At 38.8% G+C, this 19,982-nt stretch carries 21 protein-coding genes; 18 read left to right on the top strand and 3 right to left on the bottom strand.

Going from position 1 to position 19,982, the window contains the following annotated elements; all coding sequences use genetic code 11:
- The first annotated feature begins 2 nt into the window (after positions 1–2).
- Both RWU19_RS09055 and RWU19_RS09050 read left to right on the top strand, forming a co-directional pair.
- Positions 3–338, top strand: a complete 336-nt coding sequence (locus tag RWU19_RS09055; protein WP_002308273.1) for a PadR family transcriptional regulator — start codon at positions 3–5, stop codon at positions 336–338.
- Entirely contained in the window at positions 328–690 is a 363-nt protein-coding gene (locus RWU19_RS09050; RefSeq protein ID WP_002339072.1) for a DUF1048 domain-containing protein, read from the top strand. Before RWU19_RS09055 ends, RWU19_RS09050 begins: the two co-directional genes overlap by 11 nt.
- 52 nt (positions 691–742) lie before the next feature.
- Here the strand turns inward: RWU19_RS09050 and RWU19_RS09045 are convergent, their stop codons facing one another.
- Positions 743–1,927, bottom strand: coding sequence for an MFS transporter (locus RWU19_RS09045; protein ID WP_123838139.1), 1,185 nt, complete (start codon positions 1,925–1,927; stop codon positions 743–745).
- A gap of 274 nt (positions 1,928–2,201) precedes the next feature.
- Here RWU19_RS09045 and RWU19_RS09040 point away from each other — a divergent pair, with 274 nt between their 5' ends.
- The 13 genes from RWU19_RS09040 to RWU19_RS08980 all read left to right on the top strand — a co-directional run bounded on the left by RWU19_RS09040 (position 2,202) and on the right by RWU19_RS08980 (position 16,190).
- Positions 2,202–2,573, top strand: a complete 372-nt coding sequence (locus RWU19_RS09040) for a winged helix-turn-helix transcriptional regulator (protein ID WP_070770432.1) — start codon at positions 2,202–2,204, stop codon at positions 2,571–2,573.
- Between the two features lie 122 nt (positions 2,574–2,695).
- Positions 2,696–3,022: a nucleotide pyrophosphohydrolase gene (locus tag RWU19_RS09035; RefSeq protein WP_002291148.1), complete on the top strand. Its 327-nt coding sequence runs from the start codon at positions 2,696–2,698 to the stop codon at positions 3,020–3,022.
- A 67-nt stretch (positions 3,023–3,089) separates the two neighbouring features.
- A complete protein-coding gene (locus tag RWU19_RS09030; RefSeq protein ID WP_038398462.1) occupies positions 3,090–3,803 on the top strand; it encodes a class A sortase in 714 nt (237 codons plus the stop codon).
- 308 nt (positions 3,804–4,111) lie between these two features.
- Positions 4,112–4,963 (top strand): BglG family transcription antiterminator LicT, encoded by an 852-nt coding sequence (licT, locus tag RWU19_RS09025; RefSeq protein ID WP_002291144.1) that lies wholly within the window; start codon positions 4,112–4,114, stop codon positions 4,961–4,963.
- Positions 4,964–5,084: 121 nt separating this feature from the next.
- Positions 5,085–6,950 (top strand): beta-glucoside-specific PTS transporter subunit IIABC, encoded by a 1,866-nt coding sequence (locus RWU19_RS09020; protein WP_123857995.1) that lies wholly within the window; start codon positions 5,085–5,087, stop codon positions 6,948–6,950.
- 13 nt (positions 6,951–6,963) lie between these two features.
- Positions 6,964–8,406, top strand: a complete 1,443-nt coding sequence (locus RWU19_RS09015) for a glycoside hydrolase family 1 protein (protein ID WP_123838136.1) — start codon at positions 6,964–6,966, stop codon at positions 8,404–8,406.
- 107 nt (positions 8,407–8,513) lie between these two features.
- Entirely contained in the window at positions 8,514–9,215 is a 702-nt protein-coding gene (locus RWU19_RS09010; protein WP_002308289.1) for a GntR family transcriptional regulator, read from the top strand.
- Between the two features lie 540 nt (positions 9,216–9,755).
- Positions 9,756–11,096, top strand: a complete 1,341-nt coding sequence (locus RWU19_RS09005; protein WP_002308290.1) for a PTS sugar transporter subunit IIC — start codon at positions 9,756–9,758, stop codon at positions 11,094–11,096.
- Positions 11,097–11,121: 25 nt separating this feature from the next.
- Positions 11,122–12,210: a DUF871 domain-containing protein gene (locus tag RWU19_RS09000; protein WP_002312111.1), complete on the top strand. Its 1,089-nt coding sequence runs from the start codon at positions 11,122–11,124 to the stop codon at positions 12,208–12,210.
- Between the two features lie 8 nt (positions 12,211–12,218).
- Positions 12,219–13,331 carry an amidohydrolase/deacetylase family metallohydrolase gene (locus tag RWU19_RS08995; RefSeq protein ID WP_123838135.1) on the top strand — a complete coding sequence of 371 codons (1,113 nt, stop codon included), beginning with the start codon at positions 12,219–12,221 and terminating at the stop codon, positions 13,329–13,331.
- Positions 13,315–14,412: a DgaE family pyridoxal phosphate-dependent ammonia lyase gene (locus RWU19_RS08990; protein ID WP_086323807.1), complete on the top strand. Its 1,098-nt coding sequence runs from the start codon at positions 13,315–13,317 to the stop codon at positions 14,410–14,412. Before RWU19_RS08995 ends, RWU19_RS08990 begins: the two co-directional genes overlap by 17 nt.
- Positions 14,413–14,425: 13 nt before the next feature.
- A complete protein-coding gene (dagF, locus tag RWU19_RS08985; protein ID WP_123838134.1) occupies positions 14,426–15,166 on the top strand; it encodes a 2-dehydro-3-deoxy-phosphogluconate aldolase in 741 nt (246 codons plus the stop codon).
- Positions 15,167–15,176: 10 nt separating this feature from the next.
- Positions 15,177–16,190 carry a sugar kinase gene (locus tag RWU19_RS08980; protein ID WP_104764126.1) on the top strand — a complete coding sequence of 338 codons (1,014 nt, stop codon included), beginning with the start codon at positions 15,177–15,179 and terminating at the stop codon, positions 16,188–16,190.
- Positions 16,191–16,245: 55 nt separating this feature from the next.
- Here RWU19_RS08980 and RWU19_RS08975 read toward each other — a convergent pair whose 3' ends face one another.
- Positions 16,246–16,695, bottom strand: coding sequence for a helix-turn-helix transcriptional regulator (locus tag RWU19_RS08975; RefSeq protein WP_123838133.1), 450 nt, complete (start codon positions 16,693–16,695; stop codon positions 16,246–16,248).
- 315 nt (positions 16,696–17,010) lie between these two features.
- Here RWU19_RS08975 and RWU19_RS08970 point away from each other — a divergent pair, with 315 nt between their 5' ends.
- The 3 genes from RWU19_RS08970 to RWU19_RS08960 all read left to right on the top strand — a co-directional run bounded on the left by RWU19_RS08970 (position 17,011) and on the right by RWU19_RS08960 (position 18,821).
- Positions 17,011–17,190 carry a hypothetical protein gene (locus RWU19_RS08970; protein ID WP_002312114.1) on the top strand — a complete coding sequence of 60 codons (180 nt, stop codon included), beginning with the start codon at positions 17,011–17,013 and terminating at the stop codon, positions 17,188–17,190.
- A 222-nt stretch (positions 17,191–17,412) separates the two neighbouring features.
- Positions 17,413–17,589, top strand: a complete 177-nt coding sequence (locus RWU19_RS08965) for a type II toxin-antitoxin system RelE family toxin (RefSeq protein ID WP_260241460.1) — start codon at positions 17,413–17,415, stop codon at positions 17,587–17,589.
- 269 nt (positions 17,590–17,858) lie between these two features.
- A complete protein-coding gene (locus tag RWU19_RS08960; RefSeq protein ID WP_070770423.1) occupies positions 17,859–18,821 on the top strand; it encodes a zinc-binding dehydrogenase in 963 nt (320 codons plus the stop codon).
- A gap of 301 nt (positions 18,822–19,122) precedes the next feature.
- On the opposite strand, the gene RWU19_RS08955 is transcribed toward RWU19_RS08960, so the two are convergent.
- Positions 19,123–19,863, bottom strand: coding sequence for a hypothetical protein (locus RWU19_RS08955; protein WP_123838132.1), 741 nt, complete (start codon positions 19,861–19,863; stop codon positions 19,123–19,125).
- Positions 19,864–19,982 lie beyond the last annotated feature (119 nt).

Below are 19,982 nucleotides of genomic sequence, written 5' to 3'. Positions count from 1 at the left end.
AAATGAACGGAATTACGGAAATGTTAAAAGGGGTCCTAGAAGGGATCATACTGGAAATCATCGATCGTCATGAGACTTATGGATATGAAATCACCAAAAATTTACAGGAATACGGGTTTGAAGATATCGTGGAAGGAACTGTCTATACGATTCTTTTGAGATTGGAAAAGAAAGGATTAGTTACCGTTACGAAGAGAAAATCTTCTGTAGGACCCATGAGAAAATTTTATTCTTTGAATGAAGCTGGAAAGCAGGAATTAGAATTATTTTGGAAACGCTGGTCTTTTATTTCAGGTCAAATCGAAAAACTAAAGGAGTACAAAGAAAATGAGCAATAAAAATTTGGTTGGCTATATCAAAAAAATGATGGAAGACAAAGCGGAATATCGCGAACAAATGGCTCGCCTGAAAAAACTTCCTGCTGACTATCAGATCGTCTACAATGAGATACAAAAATTTCTTTGGGAATTTACCGCAGGGGATGGGATGGATATGTTGTCAGCGATGTATGAGTTGCTTGACTTTTTTGAAGAAGGTGCTTCAAATGGTCTTCCTGTCTTAGAATTGGTTGGAGAAGACGTAGGACAATTTGCAGAAAACACGTTACATGAAATCCAGGCGAAGACAAGAATCAATGAATTGAAAAGAAAAATGAATGAGCGGATCGCTAAAAAAATGGAAAAGTTATAAAAGGTACTGTGACAAGTTTTTTGTCACAGTCCTTCATACTGATTTTGAAAGATTATTTGTTTTTCTTTTCTTGATTCAGTAACCAGAAAACTAAAAATACAGCAAGTAAAACGATAACAGCACCAAATAAAGGAGCATAAGTGACACCAATCGTTTTAGTCGTTTGTGCGCCAACAAAAGAACCGAATGCAATACCAATGTTGAAAGCAGAGATATTAAATGCAGAAGCAAGCGTAATATCCTTCGGTGTATATGTTTCAGCTAATTGTACAACATATAATTGTAGACCCGGAACATTCATAAAAGAAAATAGCCCTAGAACAAAGGTAGCTGCTGTAGCAAAGAACAAGTTCCCGCTGAGAATCGTTCCAAATAAAAATACTAAAGATAAGGATAACAAGATAAACATGATACCTAAAGCTTTTAATGGACGTCGGTTCGAAAAATGACCACCGATTGTATTACCAATAGCGACCATTACGCCGTAGATAATCAACAAAATAACGACAGCTTCTGATGAATAACCGATTTTGTCTTCAAGAATCGGAGTCAAATAGGTATAAGCAGCAAATGTTCCTCCGTACCCAAGAGCTGTGATCAAAAAAGAGCCCACTAAAAATTTATTTTTAGCTATCCGAAGAATCCCTCCCAGATCGACAACTCCTGGTATTGGGAGATCTTTTGGGATGAGCAATAGATTGGCGAGTAGACCGATAGCTCCAACGAAAGCAATAAAAAGAAAAGTCATATGCCAGCTTGTTTGCTGACCGATGAATGTCCCCAAAGGAACACCGGTAACGGTTGCGACCGTTAGTCCTGTAAACATGACAGCAATCGCACTTGCACGTTTGTCAGGAGAGACGACTTCAGCGGCAATGACACTTGATACAGACATAAAAATCCCATGAGCAAGTGCTGATACGATTCTTCCAGCTAGCAATAAAACAAATACCTCAGAAAAAGCAGCCAGCAGATTTCCAATGATGAAAACCACCATGATTGCTGCCATCAGCATTTTACGGTTCCATTTTCCTGTTAAAATAGTGAGTAAAGGTGCGCCTACTGTCACACCAATCGCGTAAAGAGAAACCGTCAGCCCTGCTTGAGCCAAACTGACATGAAAACTATCAACGATCAAAGGCATAAGCCCTACGCTGATAAATTCTGTAGATCCAATAGCAAAGGCATTGATTACCAAAGCCATAAGCGTAAAAATTGGTGAAATTTTTTTATTCAATTTTATTTCCTCCTCAAATTTTTCTGACAAATAGAGAATATAGACCTTCATCCTTCATTCGTGAAGTACCGACTTTTTTGTATCATAGGCACTTTTTGGTAACAAATGTGAACCTTCAAACGTTTGAGCATTTGAAAAAATTCTTATTTTTTTCAAAATATAGTTCCTTTTTTGACGAAAGTATAAAAACCGCAGAGGAAGAGACTTTGTTAGTTCACAAAATGAAAGGAGCATGCTATGATACGATGCGTATCTTTTTTAAGGAGAGATAAAAATGGAAAGAATCTATCATATTGGCGTCGAAGCAACATTGGAAGTCATCGGAGGAAAATGGAAACCGATTATTTTATGTCATTTAGGTAATGGTCCCATTCGCCCGGGTGAATTACGGAAGAAAATCCCTACGATCACACAAAAAATGCTGACCCAGCAGTTAAGAGAGTTAGAACAAGATGGTATTGTCCATCGAAAAATCTATAACCAAGTCCCGCCTAAAGTAGAATACTCGCTCACTGAAGAAGGAAAATCATTAAGAGAGATTCTAGTAGCGATGTCTGTTTGGGGAGAAGAACGTATCGAAAAACAAAAAGCCTCAGGGGAAGAAGTCACATTACTGCATACACATGGTGGCTACCTAAATTACTGATTTTCTATGACATTTATTTTAAATAAAAGAAAACAGGAGTTTTTTAAAAAGCATCATCTATTTTTTATGTAAAAAAATGGTATGATTAATCAAGTAAGAAATGATTGGAAGAAGGCAAGCAAATGAATAGTATGGAAAAAGTCAACCAGTTTAGAGATGAACGTAATTGGCGACAGTTTCATAACGAAAAAGATTTGGCTATCTCTATTTCTTTGGAAGCATCTGAATTGTTAGAACTTTTTCAATGGAAAACGCCGGAAGAAGTAAAAGAAACACAATTAGAACGAATCAAAGAAGAACTGGCAGATGTATTGATCTATTCATACATGATGGCAGACAATCTTCAATTGGATCTAGATGAGATCATTGAAGAAAAATTGATCAAAAATAATTTGAAATATCCTGTAGAAAAAAGCGCAGGTGTACGAAAAAAATACACAGAGTTGTAGAAATGTGTCATTCAGCTGTTGGAAAGAGCACAAGGAAAACAGTAAAATGAGACTGGAGGGGGAGAAGATGAAGAAAAAAGGAAAAGCAAAAAGATGGCTAGTCAATATCCTCTTGTTCCTCTTGTTATTAGTAGGACTAGCTTTGATTTTCAATGAACAGATCAAAGACTATCTTGTCAGATTAACAGGAGACAGATATGCTATAGCGAATGTAACGAAAGAAGATTTGAAAAAGAATAACGATAAAGATGTCAGTTTTGACTTTGACGCAGTAGAACCAATGACAACAGAAGGAGTGATGAGGTCACAAATGAGCGGAACAGATCTACCAGTGATTGCTAGTATCGCAGTACCTTCTGTTTCGATCAATTTACCGATTTTCAAAGGCTTGGATAATACTTCACTGCTTTACGGTGCAGGAACGTTATCTCCAGATCAAGAGATGGGAAAAGGAAACTATGCTTTAGCAAGCCATCGTGCAACAAATCCCGAATTGCTGTTTACACCGCTGGAAAATTTGGAAATGGGTGCCAAGATCTATTTGACGGATTTAGAAAATGTGTATACATATAAAACATTTTTTAAAGAAAAAGTTGCTCCTACAGATACACAATTATTGAACGAGGTCGAGGGAAAAGAAATCGTCACGCTGATTACTTGTGGCGACATGGATGCCGTCACGCGACTCGTTGTACAAGGAGAACTGGAAAGTGTCACACCGATGAAGGATGCGACCGATGATATGAGAACTGCTTTCAATCTAGAGACAAAAACATTTTAGGATACTGGGACATAAGTTGTTACAAATCAAAAACAGCCAAAGGATATGAATCGATAAGGAAAAACCGATTTGCTGAAAAAAGAGGAACGCAAAGAGGTGCATCTCTGATTTGGTTGTTTTCTAGATAGACTTGTGTTCCAGTATCTTTATTTTTTATATGAAAAGGCTTGCATAAATAAAAAATCGATGGTATGATGATTTTGAATAAGAAATGGATTGTTACTGTACGGCAGGCAAAACCAGAATTCAGCTAAGAAACAGTAGGCGAATTCTAGGTTTTTTTATTTTTCTTGAGAGGGCGAAGCAAAATGAAAATTGATAAAATTTTGAATAACAATGTCGTCATTTCGAAAAATGGATTCGGGGAAGAAGTCGTTTGTATGGGAAAAGGATTAGCTTTTCAAAAAAAGATTGGGGACGAGATTTCGCCAGAAGCGGTCCAAAAAGAATTTGTGTTAAGAGATTCTTTTGCTAAAAACCAATTCCAACAGCTGATGGCTGATATTCCGGCAGAGGAGATCGAATGGGTCAAACAAGTAGTCGAACTGGCTGAAGATAAACTAAAAGTTGAATTTTCGCCTAATATTTATCTGACATTGACCGATCATCTTCATTATGCGATCACACGGGCAAAAGAAAATATCCAACTGCCTAATCCATTATTATTTGAAACAAAAAAATTTTATCCGAAAGAATATCAAGCAGCGAAAGAGGCTCTTTTGTTCGTGAAACAAAAGACTGGTGTGGAACTTTCTGAGGATGAAGCCGGTTTTATTGCCTTTCATTTTGTGAATAGCCAACAAGGAAACGAAGACATGCAAGTGACGATGACCGCTACCACAATGGTAAGAGATATACTGAGTATCATCAGTAAATTCTTCGGCATCGTGTTCGATGAAGAATCTTTGAATTATCAGCGTATCATTACTCATCTGCAGTTTTTTGCCCAACGTTATCTCAAAGGGGAAGGATCTGACGAACAAGATGAATTTCTCTACGCATTAGTTCAAGGAAAGTATCCAAAAGCGTTTCATTGTGTCGAACGGATCAATGAGTATCTTCGACAAACGCAAAAACAGGAAATGGGAATCGCAGAGCAGATTTATTTAACGATCCATATTCAAAGAGTAGTAAGTGAGAAAAAAAGCATCCAATCATAAGGATTGTTACTGTATGGCAGGCAAAACCTGGATTGAAAAAATAGGTTCACGAATGTTTGTGACTGTTTTTTTCAATCTGGGTTTTTATTTTTTAAATAAAAAAAGAAAGAAGGAAAAAACAATGGATAATCAAGCAGTTGGTCGTCGTGTATGGGAAGCGGTAGGAGGACAAAAGAATGTCAAAAGTTTAGTACATTGTGCTACGCGTTTGCGGTTCAGATTAAAAGATGAATCCTTAGCAGATACGCAAAAGTTAAAAGAAGACCCAGACGTGATCCAAGTCGTCCAAAGTGGCGGTCAGTATCAAGTAGTGATTGGCAGTAATGTAGCAGATGTTTATCAATCGATCGTGGATGAGGAAGGTCTTGCAGTTTCGGAGAATGGAAAAGAAGAGTCCAAAAATATTTTGAATCGTCTAATTGATATCATTTCTAGTATATTTACACCTTTTCTAGGGGCGATGGCAGCCGCCGGGGTATTGAAAGGATTCTTGTCATTGGCAACGGTGATGGGCTGGCTGACAGCTGATAGCGGTACTTATGAAATATTGTTTGCTGCAGCAGATGGTGTCTTTACCTTCTTACCTGTCATGCTTGCTTTTACAGCAGCTAAAAAGTTCAAAGCCAACCAGTTTTTAGCAGTAGCAATTGCTATGGCACTTGTGTACCCAGCTATCACAGCAGTTGCTGGTGCGGGAGAAGCTATCAGTTTCTTTGGGATCCCAGTGATTCTTTCGCCGTCTGGTTATACTTCTTCTGTCATACCAATCATTCTAGCAGTATGGGTGCAAAGTAAATTAGAGCCATTCGTAAAAAAAGTGATTCCGCAATTTTTGCAAATGATTTTAGTTCCGCTTGTCGTTTTAGTAGTGATGGTTCCGTTGACATTTCTTGCTTTAGGACCAATCGGGACGGTGGCCGGCAATGCTTTAGGTGGTCTCTTCAACTCGATTTATGGATTTAGTCCAATCGTAGCAGGTCTGATCATGGGAAGTTTATGGCAAGTATTCGTAATGTTCGGCATGCATTGGGGCTTCGTACCAATCATGTTTTTGAATATCGAACAATATGGGTTTGATGTATTGATGCCAATGCTTCTTCCAGCCATCTTGGCACAAGGTGGCGCTGCTTTAGCTGTAGCGTTACGAACAAAAAATACGAAGCTTCGAGCATTAGGGATTTCTTCTACAGTGACTTCGTTATTTGGGATCACTGAACCAACTGTGTATGGTGTGACGTTACCGTTGAAGAAACCATTCATTGCAGCGTGTGTTTCTGGAGGAATTGGAGGGGCTATTATCGGATTTTCTGGAGTAAAAGCTTTCTCCAGCAGTTTGGTCAGCTTATTAACGATTCCGACCTTCATTAGTACGGTAGATGGTGTAGAGTCAAATGTGACAGTAGCAGTAATAGCTACAGGAATCGCTTTTGTTCTAGCATTTGTAGGTACGCTGATTTTAGGATTTGACGAACAAACACAAGACAATCAATTAGAAAACAAACATGCAAATGCAGGAGAACCGATTACTTCAGCAAGGCATACCTTAAAGAGTCCTTTAACGGGTAAAGTACTGCCACTGAGTGAAGTGCCAGACAAAGTTTTTTCTTCTGGCGCGATGGGAAAAGGTATCGCTATTGATCCAGAAGTAGGGGAACTTGTTGCCCCGGCAGATGGAGAGATTACGACTATTTTTCCAACTGGACATGCTGTAGGGATCACAACGACTGACGGAGCGGAGATTTTGATTCATATCGGGATGGATACGGTAGAATTAAATGGGAATGGTTTTGAAATCTTAGTCAAACAAGGGGACCTCGTCAAAGCAGGAGATTTATTGATCCGTTTTGACATTGAAGCAATCAAAGCAGCTGGCTATAGTGTGATTACACCGGTTGTCATTACAAATACCGATGCATTTGCCGATATACTTGAATTAGACCAAAAAGAGATTATTGCGAATGAAGATGTTCTAGCAATTGTAAAATAAGGAGGAAATCAGGATGCAATCACGTTTTTCAGAAAAATTTTTATGGGGTGGCGCAACCGCTGCCAATCAATTAGAAGGAGCTTATGATCGAGACGGAAAAGGGTTATCCGTTGCAGATGCTATGCCTGGAGGTAAGCAGCGTTTTGCAATCATCGGTCGTAAAGAATTTGACTGGACGATCGATCAAGAAAAATATAATTACCCGAATCATCGCGGAATCGATCATTACGATCGTTTCAAAGAAGATCTTGCTTTATTTGCGGAAATGGGGTTCAAATGTTATCGTTTTTCAATTGCCTGGACACGGATTTTTCCAAACGGAGACGAAAGCACGCCGAATGAAGCGGGATTAGAATTTTACGATCAGCTGATTGATGAGTGCTTAAAATACGATATTGAACCTGTGATCACGATTTCTCATTATGAAATGCCTCTTCATTTGGCAAAAGAATATGGTGGCTGGAAAAATCGAAAACTGATTGACTTCTATGAACGATTTGCTCAGACAGTATTAAAGAGATACAGCAGTAAAGTCAAATACTGGATGACTTTCAATGAAATCAACTCGGCCTTTCATTTTCCAGCTTTAAGTCAAGGATTAGTAAAAAGCAACGGAGCAGGAGAGTACCAAAATATTTTCCAAGCATGGCATAATCAGTTCGTGGCAAGTAGCAAAGCTGCAAAAATCGGCCACGAATTGCGTTCGGATATCCAAATCGGCTGCATGATTATTTATGCAACGACTTATAGCATCGATGCCAATCCAGTCAATCAGGCAGCAACTATGATCCAAAATCAAGAATTCAATTTTTTCTGCACGGATGTTCAAGTACGCGGAGAATACCCTGCGTACACAGCCCGTACCTATAAAAAATATGGAGTCGATTCGGAAAAATTAGAGCAAACAGAAGAAGATTTCCAGTTGCTAAAAGAATATCCAGTTGACTACATCGGATTTAGTTACTATATGTCTACGGCAATCAATGAGACTGACCCGCAAGCCGCAACTTCAGAAGGAAACTTGCTAGGCGGCGTAAAAAATCCGTTTCTTGAGGCGAGTGAATGGGGCTGGCAGATCGATCCAGAAGGGTTGAGAATCGCATTGAATGAATTATACAATCGTTACCAGAAACCATTATTCATTGTTGAAAACGGTCTTGGTGCTATTGATCATGTGGAAGAGGATGGCTCGATCATTGATGACTATCGGATCGATTACCTACGTCGTCATATCGAAGCAATGTCCCAAGCAGTTGCAGATGGTGTAGATTTGATGGGCTATACCCCCTGGGGATGTATCGATCTAGTCAGTGCATCGACAGGAGAAATGAGTAAACGTTACGGCTTTATCTATGTGGATCTAGACGATGAAGGAAACGGGACATTGAACCGGTCGAAGAAAAAATCTTTTGATTGGTATAAAGAAGTAATTGCCTCAAATGGCGAAAATCTATAATTAAAACAGTGGAATGAAAAAGAACACACTTCTCCCATGTGATTTGTGTTCTTTTTTTATTTTTTATGTGCTATTCTTTTAGTAATAGTAAAGTAAAGGGTGACGTTATGAAAAGGACACGTGTACTATACTTGGAAGTCGCAGATAAAATTAAAGAAGATATTTTCTCAGGAAAGTATCCAGTCGGTTCGATGCTGCCGACAGAAAGTGAATTAGAAGAACTGTTTCAAGTCAGCAAAATCACTGTCCGAAAGGCAATCGAGCTGCTGGCATCAGATGAATATGTCGAAAAGAAAAGTGGTCGTGGGACGACGGTTCTAAGCAATCGTCCTTACAATCGATTATCCAAAGCGGCAAGTTTTACGCAGATCTTGAAGAACTCCCAATATGAAGTTCAGAAAGAAACGCTAGATTTGCAATTGGTCCATATAAAGAAGGAAGATCCTTTGTTTTCATTTTTCGGTGAGCAAGCTGTTTGTTTTAAGCGCTTATATTATTTGAACAATCAGCCTTATATTTATTTTGTCCACTATCTTCCACAAGAAATGATGCAATTCAGCAGAGAAGAATTTGACAAAGAATCTTTGTATCGTCTGCTGACAAAAAAAGGGTATACCATTGACTCATTTTCTGATGATTTCTCTGCAGTATTTTTAACAGAAGAAGAACAAGAAATTCTGAAAACAGACACACAGATTGGCATCAAACGGATACGGCAATCGTCTACGCAAATGGGGAAAATGATTGAATATTCAGAAGCAATCTATCATACGGAGCTGCATCCTTACCATATTGATTACGAAACATAAATAAAAAAGAAGTTGTGAAATCAGCGGTTTGACCTGAGTATTAGAGAAAAAAACGGAAAAATAGTTCCTCATGTTTTGTCGTTTTTTGAGTTAATACCGAAGAACAGCTGATTGAACACCGTTTAAGGAAGAGGTTGTGAAAAAGTCGCTTAGTTTCGAGTATGAAGAAAAATTTTGTGAAAATGGCTTTCTACATTTTTGCATAAATTTGGCTTAATACCGAGAAACTGACTTTTGAACACCGTTTATCAAGAGGTTGTGAGCCCTGCCGTTCAGCTCTGAGTCACAAGGAACAAGTTCAAAAAACAGCTTCTCATGTTTTTGATTTGGTCGGACTTATTACCGTAGATACAAGGCTGACTCTAGGTGAACATATATTCTGAATAAAGGGGTGTGACACGACTTTTGTTGCACCTCCTTTTCTTTGTAAAACCAAAAGAACAAAGGAGGAATGCATCTTTTGAAAAGCGTTTACAAATTATAGTAAAGTATGTTATTATTCAATTGTAAACATTATAATGTTATAAAAGGAGAAGGAAGATGGATAAATTTATAGGAATTATCGAACAAAAAATCATGCCCGTAGCCAATCGTATCGGTACTCAGCGACATATGACTGCCATCAGAAAAGGAATCATTGCCACTATGCCACTGACGATCGTAGGCTCATTTTTTACGATTTTACTGAATATCCCGATTGAATCAGTTGCGGCAGTCATTGAACCTTACCGTGAGATATTAGATATTCCTTTTCGCTATACAGTTGGTATCCTTGCTCTTTATGCAACATTCGGGATTGCTTCTTCTTTAGCGAAAAGCTATCGACTTGATTCATTGACGGCAGGTATCTTGGCATTAATGTCTTTTCTGATCGTGGCAGCTCCTCCTACACGCATTTTAGAAGATGTAGGAGAAATCACAGCCGGACGTTACATCAACATCGCTAATCTAGGATCGGGCTCATTGTTTGGGGCGATCGTGACGGCAATTATTTCAGTAGAGATCTACCGGTTTTTTATCGAGAAAAAAATAACTATCCGAATGCCAGATGGTGTACCGCCAGAAGTAACAAACTCTTTCGTTGCATTGATACCAGGAGCAGTCATCTTGATTTTCTTTTGGATCATCCGCCATATGCTTGGATTCGATTTAAATGGATTTTTGAGTCAACTACTTATGCCTTTGAAAGGTGTGTTAGCGGGTAACAGCTTGTTTGGCGGTCTCTTGACTGTCTTTCTGATTTGTTTCTTCTGGGTGTTAGGAATCCATGGTCCGGCAATCATGGGTCCGGTTATTCGTCCGTTTTGGGATATTTCGATTGCTGAAAATATCGATGCATTTAATGCAGGGACAAGTGCTCACGCCATGCCAAATATTTTTACTGAACAATTTCTACAATGGTTCGTTTGGATCGGCGGAGCAGGAACCACTCTTGCGTTGGTCGTCTTATTCATGTTTTCTAAATCCAAGTATTTAAAAAGCTTAGGACGTTTGTCCATTTTACCGGGTTTGTTCAATATCAATGAACCGATGATCTTCGGTGCACCAGTAGTGATGAACCCAGTTTTGGGGATTCCATTTATTCTTGCCCCTCTTGTGACGACCACTCTTTCTTATGTTCTCACTGTCAGCGGTGTCGTGCCAATGATGGTTGCGCGTCTGCCGTTTGCGATGCCTGCGCCGATTGCTGCTTGGATGAGCACGAACTGGAGCGTTGCAGCAGGATTATTGGTTATTGGTAATTTCTTGATTACTTTGGCTATTTATTACCCATTCTTCAAAGTATTTGAAAAACAGCAATTGGCTAGAGAAGCAGAGGAGCAAGCGAAAGAGCAAGCAGATCTCACTCTGACAGATGGTGTCACCGAAGAACGACTATAATTGAAAAGAAAGAAGAGAACAAACCATGAAACGTTCATTAGGCATTTCCCTTTACCCAGACCACAGTGATCCTCAAAAAGATCGTGAGTATATCGAAACAGCCCATCAGTATGGATTCAGCAGAATTTTTATGAGTATGCTTGAGGTCACGGAAGATCCGGAAGTTGTTCAGAAAAAATTTCAGCAATTAATCTTTTTTGCAAAAGAGAGGGGATTTGAAACGATAGTAGATGTTTCGCCTGCTATCTTTGAACAATTGAATATTTCTTATGATGATTTAGGTTTTTTCCATAGATTAGGCGCAGATGGCATTCGTTTGGACTTAGGATTTGATGGGCGAAAAGAAGCACTTTTGACTTTTAATCCTTATCACTTGGCCATCGAGTTGAATATGAGTAATGATGTCGCTTATCTAGAAAATATCTTGACGCATCAGGCAAATACATCTTTTCTATATGGCTGTCATAATTTTTACCCGCAAGAAGGAACGGCTTTGCCGTATCATTTTTTTCAATCAAGTAGCGAACGATTCAAAAAAAACGGTATTCGAACGGCAGCCTTCATTACCTCACAATCAGGTACAATCGGACCATGGGATATCAATGATGGACTGCCTACTTTAGAAATGCATCGCCATCTTTCTGTCGAAACAGCGGCCAAGCATTTGTTTGCCACAAACCTAATTGATGATATAATTATTGGAAACGCATACGCAAGTGAAGAAGAATTGAAGTCATTAGGGCATTTGGATCGTTACCAGACTGTTTTTAGAATTGAATTTGTTGCAAATGTAAATGAGGTGGAACGGCAAATCGTATTGGAAGAGCAACATGTTCGTCGAGGGGACATCACAGACCAAGTGATCCGATCAACGGAAGTTCGAAAAAAATACCAAAAAGACGAAAACAAAGTACATGATACTGAGTTTGAATTTGTCGTAGGAGATGTTGTCGTTGGGAATGACCGCTTTGGCAAATATAAAAACGAACTGCAGATCGTATTGGAGCCGCACAGTGATCCGCGAAAGAATAAAGTAGGACATATTACTCCAGAAGAATTGATCTTGCTACCGTTCATTCATCCATGGTCTAAATTCAAATTTATAGAAAAGTAGGAATGATTATGTATGATTTAGTCATTAAAAATGCAAGAGAGCTTAACGGGAAGATCTTCGATATCGGGATAGAAAAAGGAAAGATCTGTGAAGTCGCCCCTCTCATCACACAAAAAGCTCGTCAGGAAATCAGCTTGACCCCTCAGCAATATTTGTCGGCTGGTTGGATCGACGATCATGTTCATTGTTTTGAGGAAATGACTTTGTATTATGATTATCCAGATCAGATCGGTGTGAATAAAGGTGTGACAACAGTCATAGATGCAGGGACAACTGGGGCAGAAAACATTGCTGATTTTTATGAACATGCCAAACAGGCAAAAACAAATGTCTATGCGCTTTTGAATATCTCAAAATGGGGAATCGTTGCACAAGATGAACTAGCAGATCTAAACAAGATTCAAGCTGATATGGTAAAGCAAAAAATCAAGGAACTGCCAGATTTCATTATTGGAATCAAAGCACGGATGAGCAAGAGCGTAGTTGGTCAAAACGGCATCACTCCACTAGAACTGGCAAAAAGGATACAAAAAGAAAACCATCAGCTTCCTTTGATGGTCCATATCGGTTCTGCTCCGCCTGAATTGCCGGATATCCTCTCTTTACTGGAATCAGGAGATATCATGACTCATTGTTTCAATGGGAAAACAAACGGAATCTTGGATCAAGAAACGAAAACAATCAAACAAATAGCTGTAGAAGCAAAAAATCGAGGAATCATCTTCGATATCGGACACGGGACGGATAGTTTTAATTTCCAAGTTGCGGAAACGGCCTATCACCAAGGGATAAAAGCAGATACGATCAGTACAGATATCTATATTCGTAATCGCAAAAACGGTCCAGTCTATGACTTAGCTACAACGATGGAAAAATTGAAGCTTGTCGGATATACGTGGGAAGAAATCATCGAAAAGGTGACGGAAGTTCCTGCACAGAATTTCCATTTGAAGACAAAGGGACAAGTCAGAGAAGGCTTTGACGCTGATTTTACTGTTTTTGAATTGATCAATCAACCCAAGGAACTAATCGATTCCAATGGAGAGAAAAGACAATCAAATCAGCAAATCAAACCAGTGCAAACAATCATCGGAGGAAAAAGTTATGCATGCGAATCATGAGAAATTTCAGTTGAAGAAAGTCATCAATGCTTCAGGAAGAATGACGATTCTAGGCGTCTCGACCCTTTCAGAGACAGTTCTTGACGCGCAACGTTTTGGCGGTCAGCATTTTTTTGAGATGGAAGAATTAAGCATTCAAACAGGAAAATATTTAGCCGATTTGCTAGAAGTAGAAGATGTCCAGATCGTTTCATCCGCCTCTGCAGGAATCGCTCAATCGGTAGCTGCTGTTATAGGCAAAGGAGAACTGTATCCTCTTTATCATCCTTATGCAGAATCCATCAAAAAACGACAAATCATTTTGCCGAAAGGACACAATGTAGATTACGGAACGGCTGTGGAAATCATGGTGCAGCAAGGAGGCGGTCAGGTAGTCGAAGCAGGTTACGCCAATATGTGTACGCCGGAACAAATCGAAATGATGATCACAGAAGAAACAGCAGGGATTCTCTATATAAAAAGTCATCACACGGTACAAAAAAGTATGCTTGACGTGTCAGAGGCAGCACAGATTGCCAAAAAGCACCAGATTCCGTTGATCGTTGATGCCGCGGCAGAAGAAGATCTGAAAAAATATGTGCAAATGGGCGCTGATTTGGTTATTTATTCAGGGGCAAAAGCAATCGAAGGACCAAGTGCCGGAATGGTCATTGGGAAAAAAACGTATGTTTCATGGGTCCGGATGCAATCAAAAGGAATTGGACGTTCCATGAAAATCGGAAAGGAAAATATCCTTGGTTTTGTCCAAGCAGTGGAAGACTATTTGAACAAAGGCAGTGAGTCTGGCCCTGCAATGAAAGAAAGACTACAGCCATTCATTGAACAACTTAATCAGATCAATCATTTAGAAGCTAAGATCGTTCAAGATAGCGCAGGTCGAGCAATCTATCGAGCAAGTGTGAAAGTTTCAGGAGATCAATCAGCTAAACAAGTGATTAAAGCATTGAAAGAAAAAAATCCTGCCATCTATACAAGAGAATACCAGGCAAACAACGGCATCATCGAATTCGATATCCGTTCTGTCAGTCAACAGGAGATGGCAAAAATCATCGATCGTTTAAAAGAAATCTTGAAGAACTAGGAGAGAAAAAGGAATGAGATTAAGTCCCAATTATTTAAAAGATAAGATCTGTCTAAATGTGTTAGCAGATTCTGTAGAAAACGCAAAAGAATGCTATGAGGCAGCAGAAGGCCATATCGTTTTAGGTGTACTTTCAAAGAACTTTTCTGACGACGAAACAGCTATTGCAGAAATGAAAAAATACCAGCAAGCAACAAATAACGCCTTGTCCATCGGTCTAGGCGCGGGAGACCCAAACCAGAGCCAGATGGTCACTCGTTTAGCCGAAGTATTGCAGCCTCAGCATGTCAATCAAGTATTTACAGGAGTAGGAGCTTCCAGAGCAGTATTGAAACAGACAGAAACGGTCATCAACGGTTTGGTTTCTCCCACGGGTAAAGAAGGGTACGTAAACATCGCAACTGGTCCTTTAAGTTCACAAGGACCTGCAGGAATCGTGACACTTGAAACAGCTATTCGATTGTTGAAAGATATGGGCGGCAGCTCGATCAAATATTTTCCTATGAAGGGACTTTCCCATATCAAAGAATATAAAGCCTTAGCGGAAGCTTGTGCTGCCAATGATTTTTATTTAGAGCCAACTGGTGGGATCGACCTTGATAATGTGGAAGAAATCGTACGGATCGCGATAGACGCAGGAGTGAAAAAGGTCATCCCTCATGTATATAGTGCAATTATCGACAAGGATACAGGGAATACACGCCCAGAAGAGGTACGTCAACTGTTGCAATTGATGAAAAAAATCGTGGAATAAGGTGAGAAGAATGAAAATCGGTGCATTTGGGGAAGTCATGCTGCGACTCACTCCTCCTGAACATTTGATGCTGGAACAAACCCATACCTTACGCATGGCTTATACAGGGACTGGCGTAAATCTGGTAGGGAATCTTGCCCATTTTGGTGTTGAAAGTTATTTACTGACGGCTCTGCCAGACAATCGGCTAGGAAAAGCAGCACTCACTAATTTGAACGGCCTAGGTATCCAGACGAAGTATGTGATCCATCAATATCAACACATCGGCACTTATTTTGCAGAAATGGGGTATGGTGTCCGCCCGACAGAAGTCACTTATCAAAATCGAAAACATAGCTCATTTGGTTTATCTGTGATGGAGGATTATGACTGCGTAGCGTTTATTGATGAGATCGACTTGATCCATATCTGCGGGATCAGTTTAAGTTTGTCTGATGAGACAGCTGAAACGGCTATCCAATTAGCAGAACAAGCACATAAAGCAGGGAAAAAAGTTTGTTTTGATTTCAATTATCGTCCTAGTTTGAATCAAGAAGATGGAAAAAAAGAGCAGATGAAGAAGCGTTATCATACAATGTTACCTTATTGTGACATCTTGTTTGGCTCAGTCAGAGATCTGACAGAGCTAGTGCAGTGGGAGGAAACAGCCGATGTAGAAAACGAACATGATCCTGTTTCTTATATCCAGTCCTTTATGAATCACTACGATATCCAATGGTTTGCTGGGACAAGGCGAGAAAGTGTAGATGGAAGAAAACAGTTAAGTGGTTATTTGATCACACAACAAGAAGCAGAGAAAACAACTGTTTATCCCTTGGATGTACTCGATCGAATCGGGGCAGGGGATGCATTTGCTGCAGGGATCTTACTCGGTTTCTCTGAGAAGTGGTCCTTACAGAAGACCGTTTATTTTGCCTTAGGAAATGCTCGATTAGCTCATTCGATCCAAGGAGATGTTCCGTTAACGACAAGAGAACAAGTCGAACGTCTGCTGAATGATCCTGAAACAGACTTGATCCGGTAAAAAGATTCAGGGATAAAACAGGTTAGGATGGTTTGTTGTCCTAGCCTTGTTTTTGCTAAAGGAGCTGAAAGTAAAATAAAAGGAGTACACCAAGACAGTTACATAAAACTAAAAAGTACATGAAAGGATAACACAGGCGAAGAAAATGCGAATGAATGTATTTTTTCCACATGTTGAAAAGAAATAGAGCAATCACAGAAACAAAAGGGATCAGGAAAGACAGAACAACGAGTAAACAGATGAAAAATCGAATCAATTGTATTCTTTCCGAAGATATTTCCTCTGCTTCCATGGGCGCTTCAGGGAGATCAGGAAGAAATATAGAGAGTGTTTGACCATATAATTTAGCTAAGCGATAAACATTTTCGTGATCTGGAAACGAGCGGCCATTTTCCCAATTTGAGACTGTCTGTCTAGTAATCGCGAGCTTTTTTGCTAATTCTTCTTGCGTATGTCCATGTTCTTTTCGTAGTTGTTTTAATTTTTTTGGAAAAAGATCCCTCATAAATACTCTTCCTCTCATTATGTAAAAGCGCTTTTACATTCATTTAACTCATTGTAAAAAGATTTTATCTATTCAGTCAAGAACAAAATAGGCAAAATAGAATTATCAAAAGAATGAGGTGAATAGAATGAAAAAAAATAATTTTAACTCTTACTAGTATAAGTATGCTGGGTGTATCATTCAGTCCAAGTGTCTCTGCTTTCACGATACAAAATTCAGCAGAAACAAGCGATAGACAAACTATTGAGATGAACGAATTTGATAACGACATGTACGGCCGCAACTAACGAAAAAAACGTTGAAAGTAGGAATATAATGGAATGGATTCGCACAGCTTTTCATATAATCTTTATTGAAAACGGATTGATTCTAGCTATTTTACTGTTAAGTATTGCAGTTGTTTCCAATAGTTTAGTCATATCTACTCAGAAAAAAGAAATGGAGATTCTTGAAAAGCGTATGAGTTGTTTGGAAAAAAAGCAAACATCAAAATAATAAGCTATTTAAGTGAATGAACGAAGGAAAAAGTTTATCTGATTTATTGAAATCAAAAACATTAGATTCTCTAGAAAATGCGTATGATACTCATGTAGAAGACATTGCTTACAAAGAATATTTGAACGATCCTTAGGTGTATGGATGAAAGAAACGGGTATCGAAAAGTAATATGAGGTATCATGTAGAGACCACGAAAAAATTTGAGAAGCAAATCGAAAAATGGATAAATTCGTTGCAAAAAACATCTTGAACTGGCTATTTAAAAATCTAGAAGACTGCGAAAATCCCAAGGCATTCGGAAAACAGTTGCTAGGTATTTATGCTGGTAAGTGGCGTTATCGAGTGGGCGTCCATCGAATGATTTGTAAAATCGATCATGATAAAAGAAATGTATGAAAAATAGACGAAGTGTGCATAGATAAAAAAGCTTTTGGTTAATAGAAACCGATGAGTTGAGTAAAATCAAAACTGGGTCAGGATGAACATCATTCTGTCCCAGTTTTTTTCCATCCAAAAAGAAAAGGGACAGTCAAAGAATCACTAGATTTTTATATTTCACTATACCTTTTTCCTGTGTTATGATTTGAAAGTACTTTTGCTGATAGTAAAGCAAGTACATTGGTATTTTTAGTGTGTGAAATGAAAAAGAAAGCTGGCGTATTTTTTTGAAAGCATTATATTTTTCAACTTTTGGTTCAAGTGAAGTGTTAAGGTATGGAGAGCTTCCAAAACCGAAGTTAGGTGAACAAGAGGTATTGGTACAAACCGAGTATATTGGATTAAATTTTGCAGACATCTATCGTAGAAGAGGCACTTATCATATCGAGAAACACTCCCCATATATCAACGGATATGAAGGGGCAGGAACAATTGTAGATGCTGGTTCATCAGAACTGAAAGCGTTGATTGACAAGAAAGTCCTTTTTGTAGATGTTCCTTTTGCAAATGCTGAATTTGTAGCAGTTCCTGTTGAAAAGTTGATTTTTCTCCCCGACAGGATTGGAATGAAAGAAGCAGCCACAATTGGTTTACAAGGATTAACGGCCGATTTTTTGGCTCATGATCTTGGAAACAATGCACCAGGAGACAAGGTATTTATTACTGGTATCAGTGGTGGTGTCGGACAGCTTCTTTCTCAAATTCTGATTGCAGATGGCGTCAGAGTATTTGGCTCAGCTTCTACAAAGGAGAAGCAAGAAATAGCACTTTCTTTAGGAGTAGAAGAAGTATTTTCCTCAAGAGAAACCGATTGGCAAGCAGCTAACAACAATCGCTTCGACACAGTATTTGATGGAGTTGGCAAAACATTGGAAAGCAGTATTGAATTACTGCATAACAGGGGAAAAGTAATCTTTTTCGGAATGGCAGGAGGCAATCCGCCAGCTATTGATCTAGTAGATATGCTTGCTCATTCGAAAAGTATCCTTACAGGAGACCTTTGGGATTATCTTTCTTCTTTTGAGGAAAGAGAAAAAAGGAGCGAACGTCTCTTTTCTTATCTTACAAATAACAAGATAGTGATCCATGAACCGACAATTTTTTCGTTAAAGGATGGAAAAACAGCCCACGAATATCTTGAATCGGGAAAAAACATCGGAAAAGTATTGTTGAAGACAAAAGAGAAATAAAAATGAAAATACTTATAATTGTTAGGAAACATACTAAGATTAGAGGGGAACATCATTCGTCAATGATGTTCCCCTCTAATCTTAGTATGTTTTTGTTTAATATTCAGTACTTTGTTGCATTCCTGTAATAGTTCTTAGTATATGACAGTTTAATGATCTGTTAGTTTGATAGTACTAGATGTATCTATCTTTTAACAGAAGGTTTCTGAATCCATATAAGGATGGTACGCCTTTTTGTAGACTTCCTGTCTCAGTCGAAGAAAGCCAACTTGTTAAATGGATGTTTTTTTGTTGCCCTCGTTCAATTGTCGATTACCATAACATCAATAAGCTGTTTGATATCTTCAGGAGTGTTGGTAGGGATACTGACTGTAGAAGCTTCATCTAGTATTTTTTGAGTCTTTTCTTTGACTAGCTCAGGATGGTCAGAAGTTTCATCATGTTGCCAGTGAGAAGGAACAGGATATTGAGTTATTGTACCGTTATGATTGCTAGAATAAACTACTAAACCTTGGAAAGTTATATTTCCACTAAGTGTGACTGTTTCAGCTGGAAAAGCGACACTTCCTGGGTCATAAGGGTCAATTGGTGTTCCTGCTGGAGACTTAGAAACATGCAGTTCAAAACCAGTACTTGGATCAGCTAACCATTGTTTATATTGTGTGCCCATCACAGCTAGCCAAACTCTAGCGTATTCTATTTCTAGATCAGAATAATTACTTAACAAATCAGTTGAATTACTAACTTGTGGACTTGTCGATTCACTGACAGAAGCATAAGTCTCACTACTATTTGTTGACGGTACAGTTGACGACGAAGGAGTTGATGGAACGATGGAAGAACTAGTGGTTTGTGAAACTGATTCACTACTGTTTTTGGTAGTAGCGCTTGATTCGTTATTCGTTTTACTGTCAGTTGTTGCTTCACGAGAAGTAGTGTTTTCAATAACAGTCGAATGAGGTGTTGACTGACGAGTGTTTTTTTGTTCACAACCAACAAACAGAAGTACGAGAGGGAGTAAAATGAATATCCTTTTTTTCATGAAATTAGCCTCCAATTATCTAAGAAAATAAAATAACGTTTTTCTTTTTATTTATTGTACACCTGTATAATAAAGTGGAAAAGGATATTTGGTTAAGAAATCTCTCTGGTTTGGAGAGA

It is taken from the genome of Enterococcus sp. 2STP, from assembly GCF_032465635.1.
In the GTDB taxonomy this organism is placed as follows: domain Bacteria; phylum Bacillota; class Bacilli; order Lactobacillales; family Enterococcaceae; genus Enterococcus_B; species Enterococcus_B lactis.
Note: the sequence above shows the minus strand (reverse complement) of the source record. Positions and strands in the feature narration are given on the sequence as shown.

What these genes read in the sequence shown, in the direction of transcription:
- RWU19_RS09040 (WP_070770432.1), top strand. Translation starts at nt 2,202, where the DNA reads ATGGAAAGAATCTATCATATTGGCGTCGAAGCAACATTGGAAGTCATC.
- RWU19_RS09030 (WP_038398462.1), top strand. Translation starts at nt 3,090, where the DNA reads ATGAAGAAAAAAGGAAAAGCAAAAAGATGGCTAGTCAATATCCTCTTG.
- RWU19_RS09050 (WP_002339072.1), top strand. Translation starts at nt 328, where the DNA reads ATGAGCAATAAAAATTTGGTTGGCTATATCAAAAAAATGATGGAAGAC.
- licT (WP_002291144.1), top strand. Translation starts at nt 4,112, where the DNA reads ATGAAAATTGATAAAATTTTGAATAACAATGTCGTCATTTCGAAAAAT.
- RWU19_RS08980 (WP_104764126.1), top strand. Translation starts at nt 15,177, where the DNA reads ATGAAAATCGGTGCATTTGGGGAAGTCATGCTGCGACTCACTCCTCCT.
- RWU19_RS09035 (WP_002291148.1), top strand. Translation starts at nt 2,696, where the DNA reads ATGAATAGTATGGAAAAAGTCAACCAGTTTAGAGATGAACGTAATTGG.
- RWU19_RS08995 (WP_123838135.1), top strand. Translation starts at nt 12,219, where the DNA reads ATGTATGATTTAGTCATTAAAAATGCAAGAGAGCTTAACGGGAAGATC.
- RWU19_RS09020 (WP_123857995.1), top strand. Translation starts at nt 5,085, where the DNA reads ATGGATAATCAAGCAGTTGGTCGTCGTGTATGGGAAGCGGTAGGAGGA.
- RWU19_RS08955 (WP_123838132.1), bottom strand. Translation starts at nt 19,863, where the DNA reads ATGAAAAAAAGGATATTCATTTTACTCCCTCTCGTACTTCTGTTTGTT.
- RWU19_RS08965 (WP_260241460.1), top strand. Translation starts at nt 17,413, where the DNA reads ATGGATAAATTCGTTGCAAAAAACATCTTGAACTGGCTATTTAAAAAT.
- RWU19_RS09055 (WP_002308273.1), top strand. Translation starts at nt 3, where the DNA reads ATGAACGGAATTACGGAAATGTTAAAAGGGGTCCTAGAAGGGATCATA.
- RWU19_RS09010 (WP_002308289.1), top strand. Translation starts at nt 8,514, where the DNA reads ATGAAAAGGACACGTGTACTATACTTGGAAGTCGCAGATAAAATTAAA.
- RWU19_RS09005 (WP_002308290.1), top strand. Translation starts at nt 9,756, where the DNA reads ATGGATAAATTTATAGGAATTATCGAACAAAAAATCATGCCCGTAGCC.
- RWU19_RS09000 (WP_002312111.1), top strand. Translation starts at nt 11,122, where the DNA reads ATGAAACGTTCATTAGGCATTTCCCTTTACCCAGACCACAGTGATCCT.
- RWU19_RS09015 (WP_123838136.1), top strand. Translation starts at nt 6,964, where the DNA reads ATGCAATCACGTTTTTCAGAAAAATTTTTATGGGGTGGCGCAACCGCT.
- dagF (WP_123838134.1), top strand. Translation starts at nt 14,426, where the DNA reads ATGAGATTAAGTCCCAATTATTTAAAAGATAAGATCTGTCTAAATGTG.
- RWU19_RS08990 (WP_086323807.1), top strand. Translation starts at nt 13,315, where the DNA reads ATGCATGCGAATCATGAGAAATTTCAGTTGAAGAAAGTCATCAATGCT.
- RWU19_RS08975 (WP_123838133.1), bottom strand. Translation starts at nt 16,695, where the DNA reads ATGAGGGATCTTTTTCCAAAAAAATTAAAACAACTACGAAAAGAACAT.
- RWU19_RS08970 (WP_002312114.1), top strand. Translation starts at nt 17,011, where the DNA reads ATGGAATGGATTCGCACAGCTTTTCATATAATCTTTATTGAAAACGGA.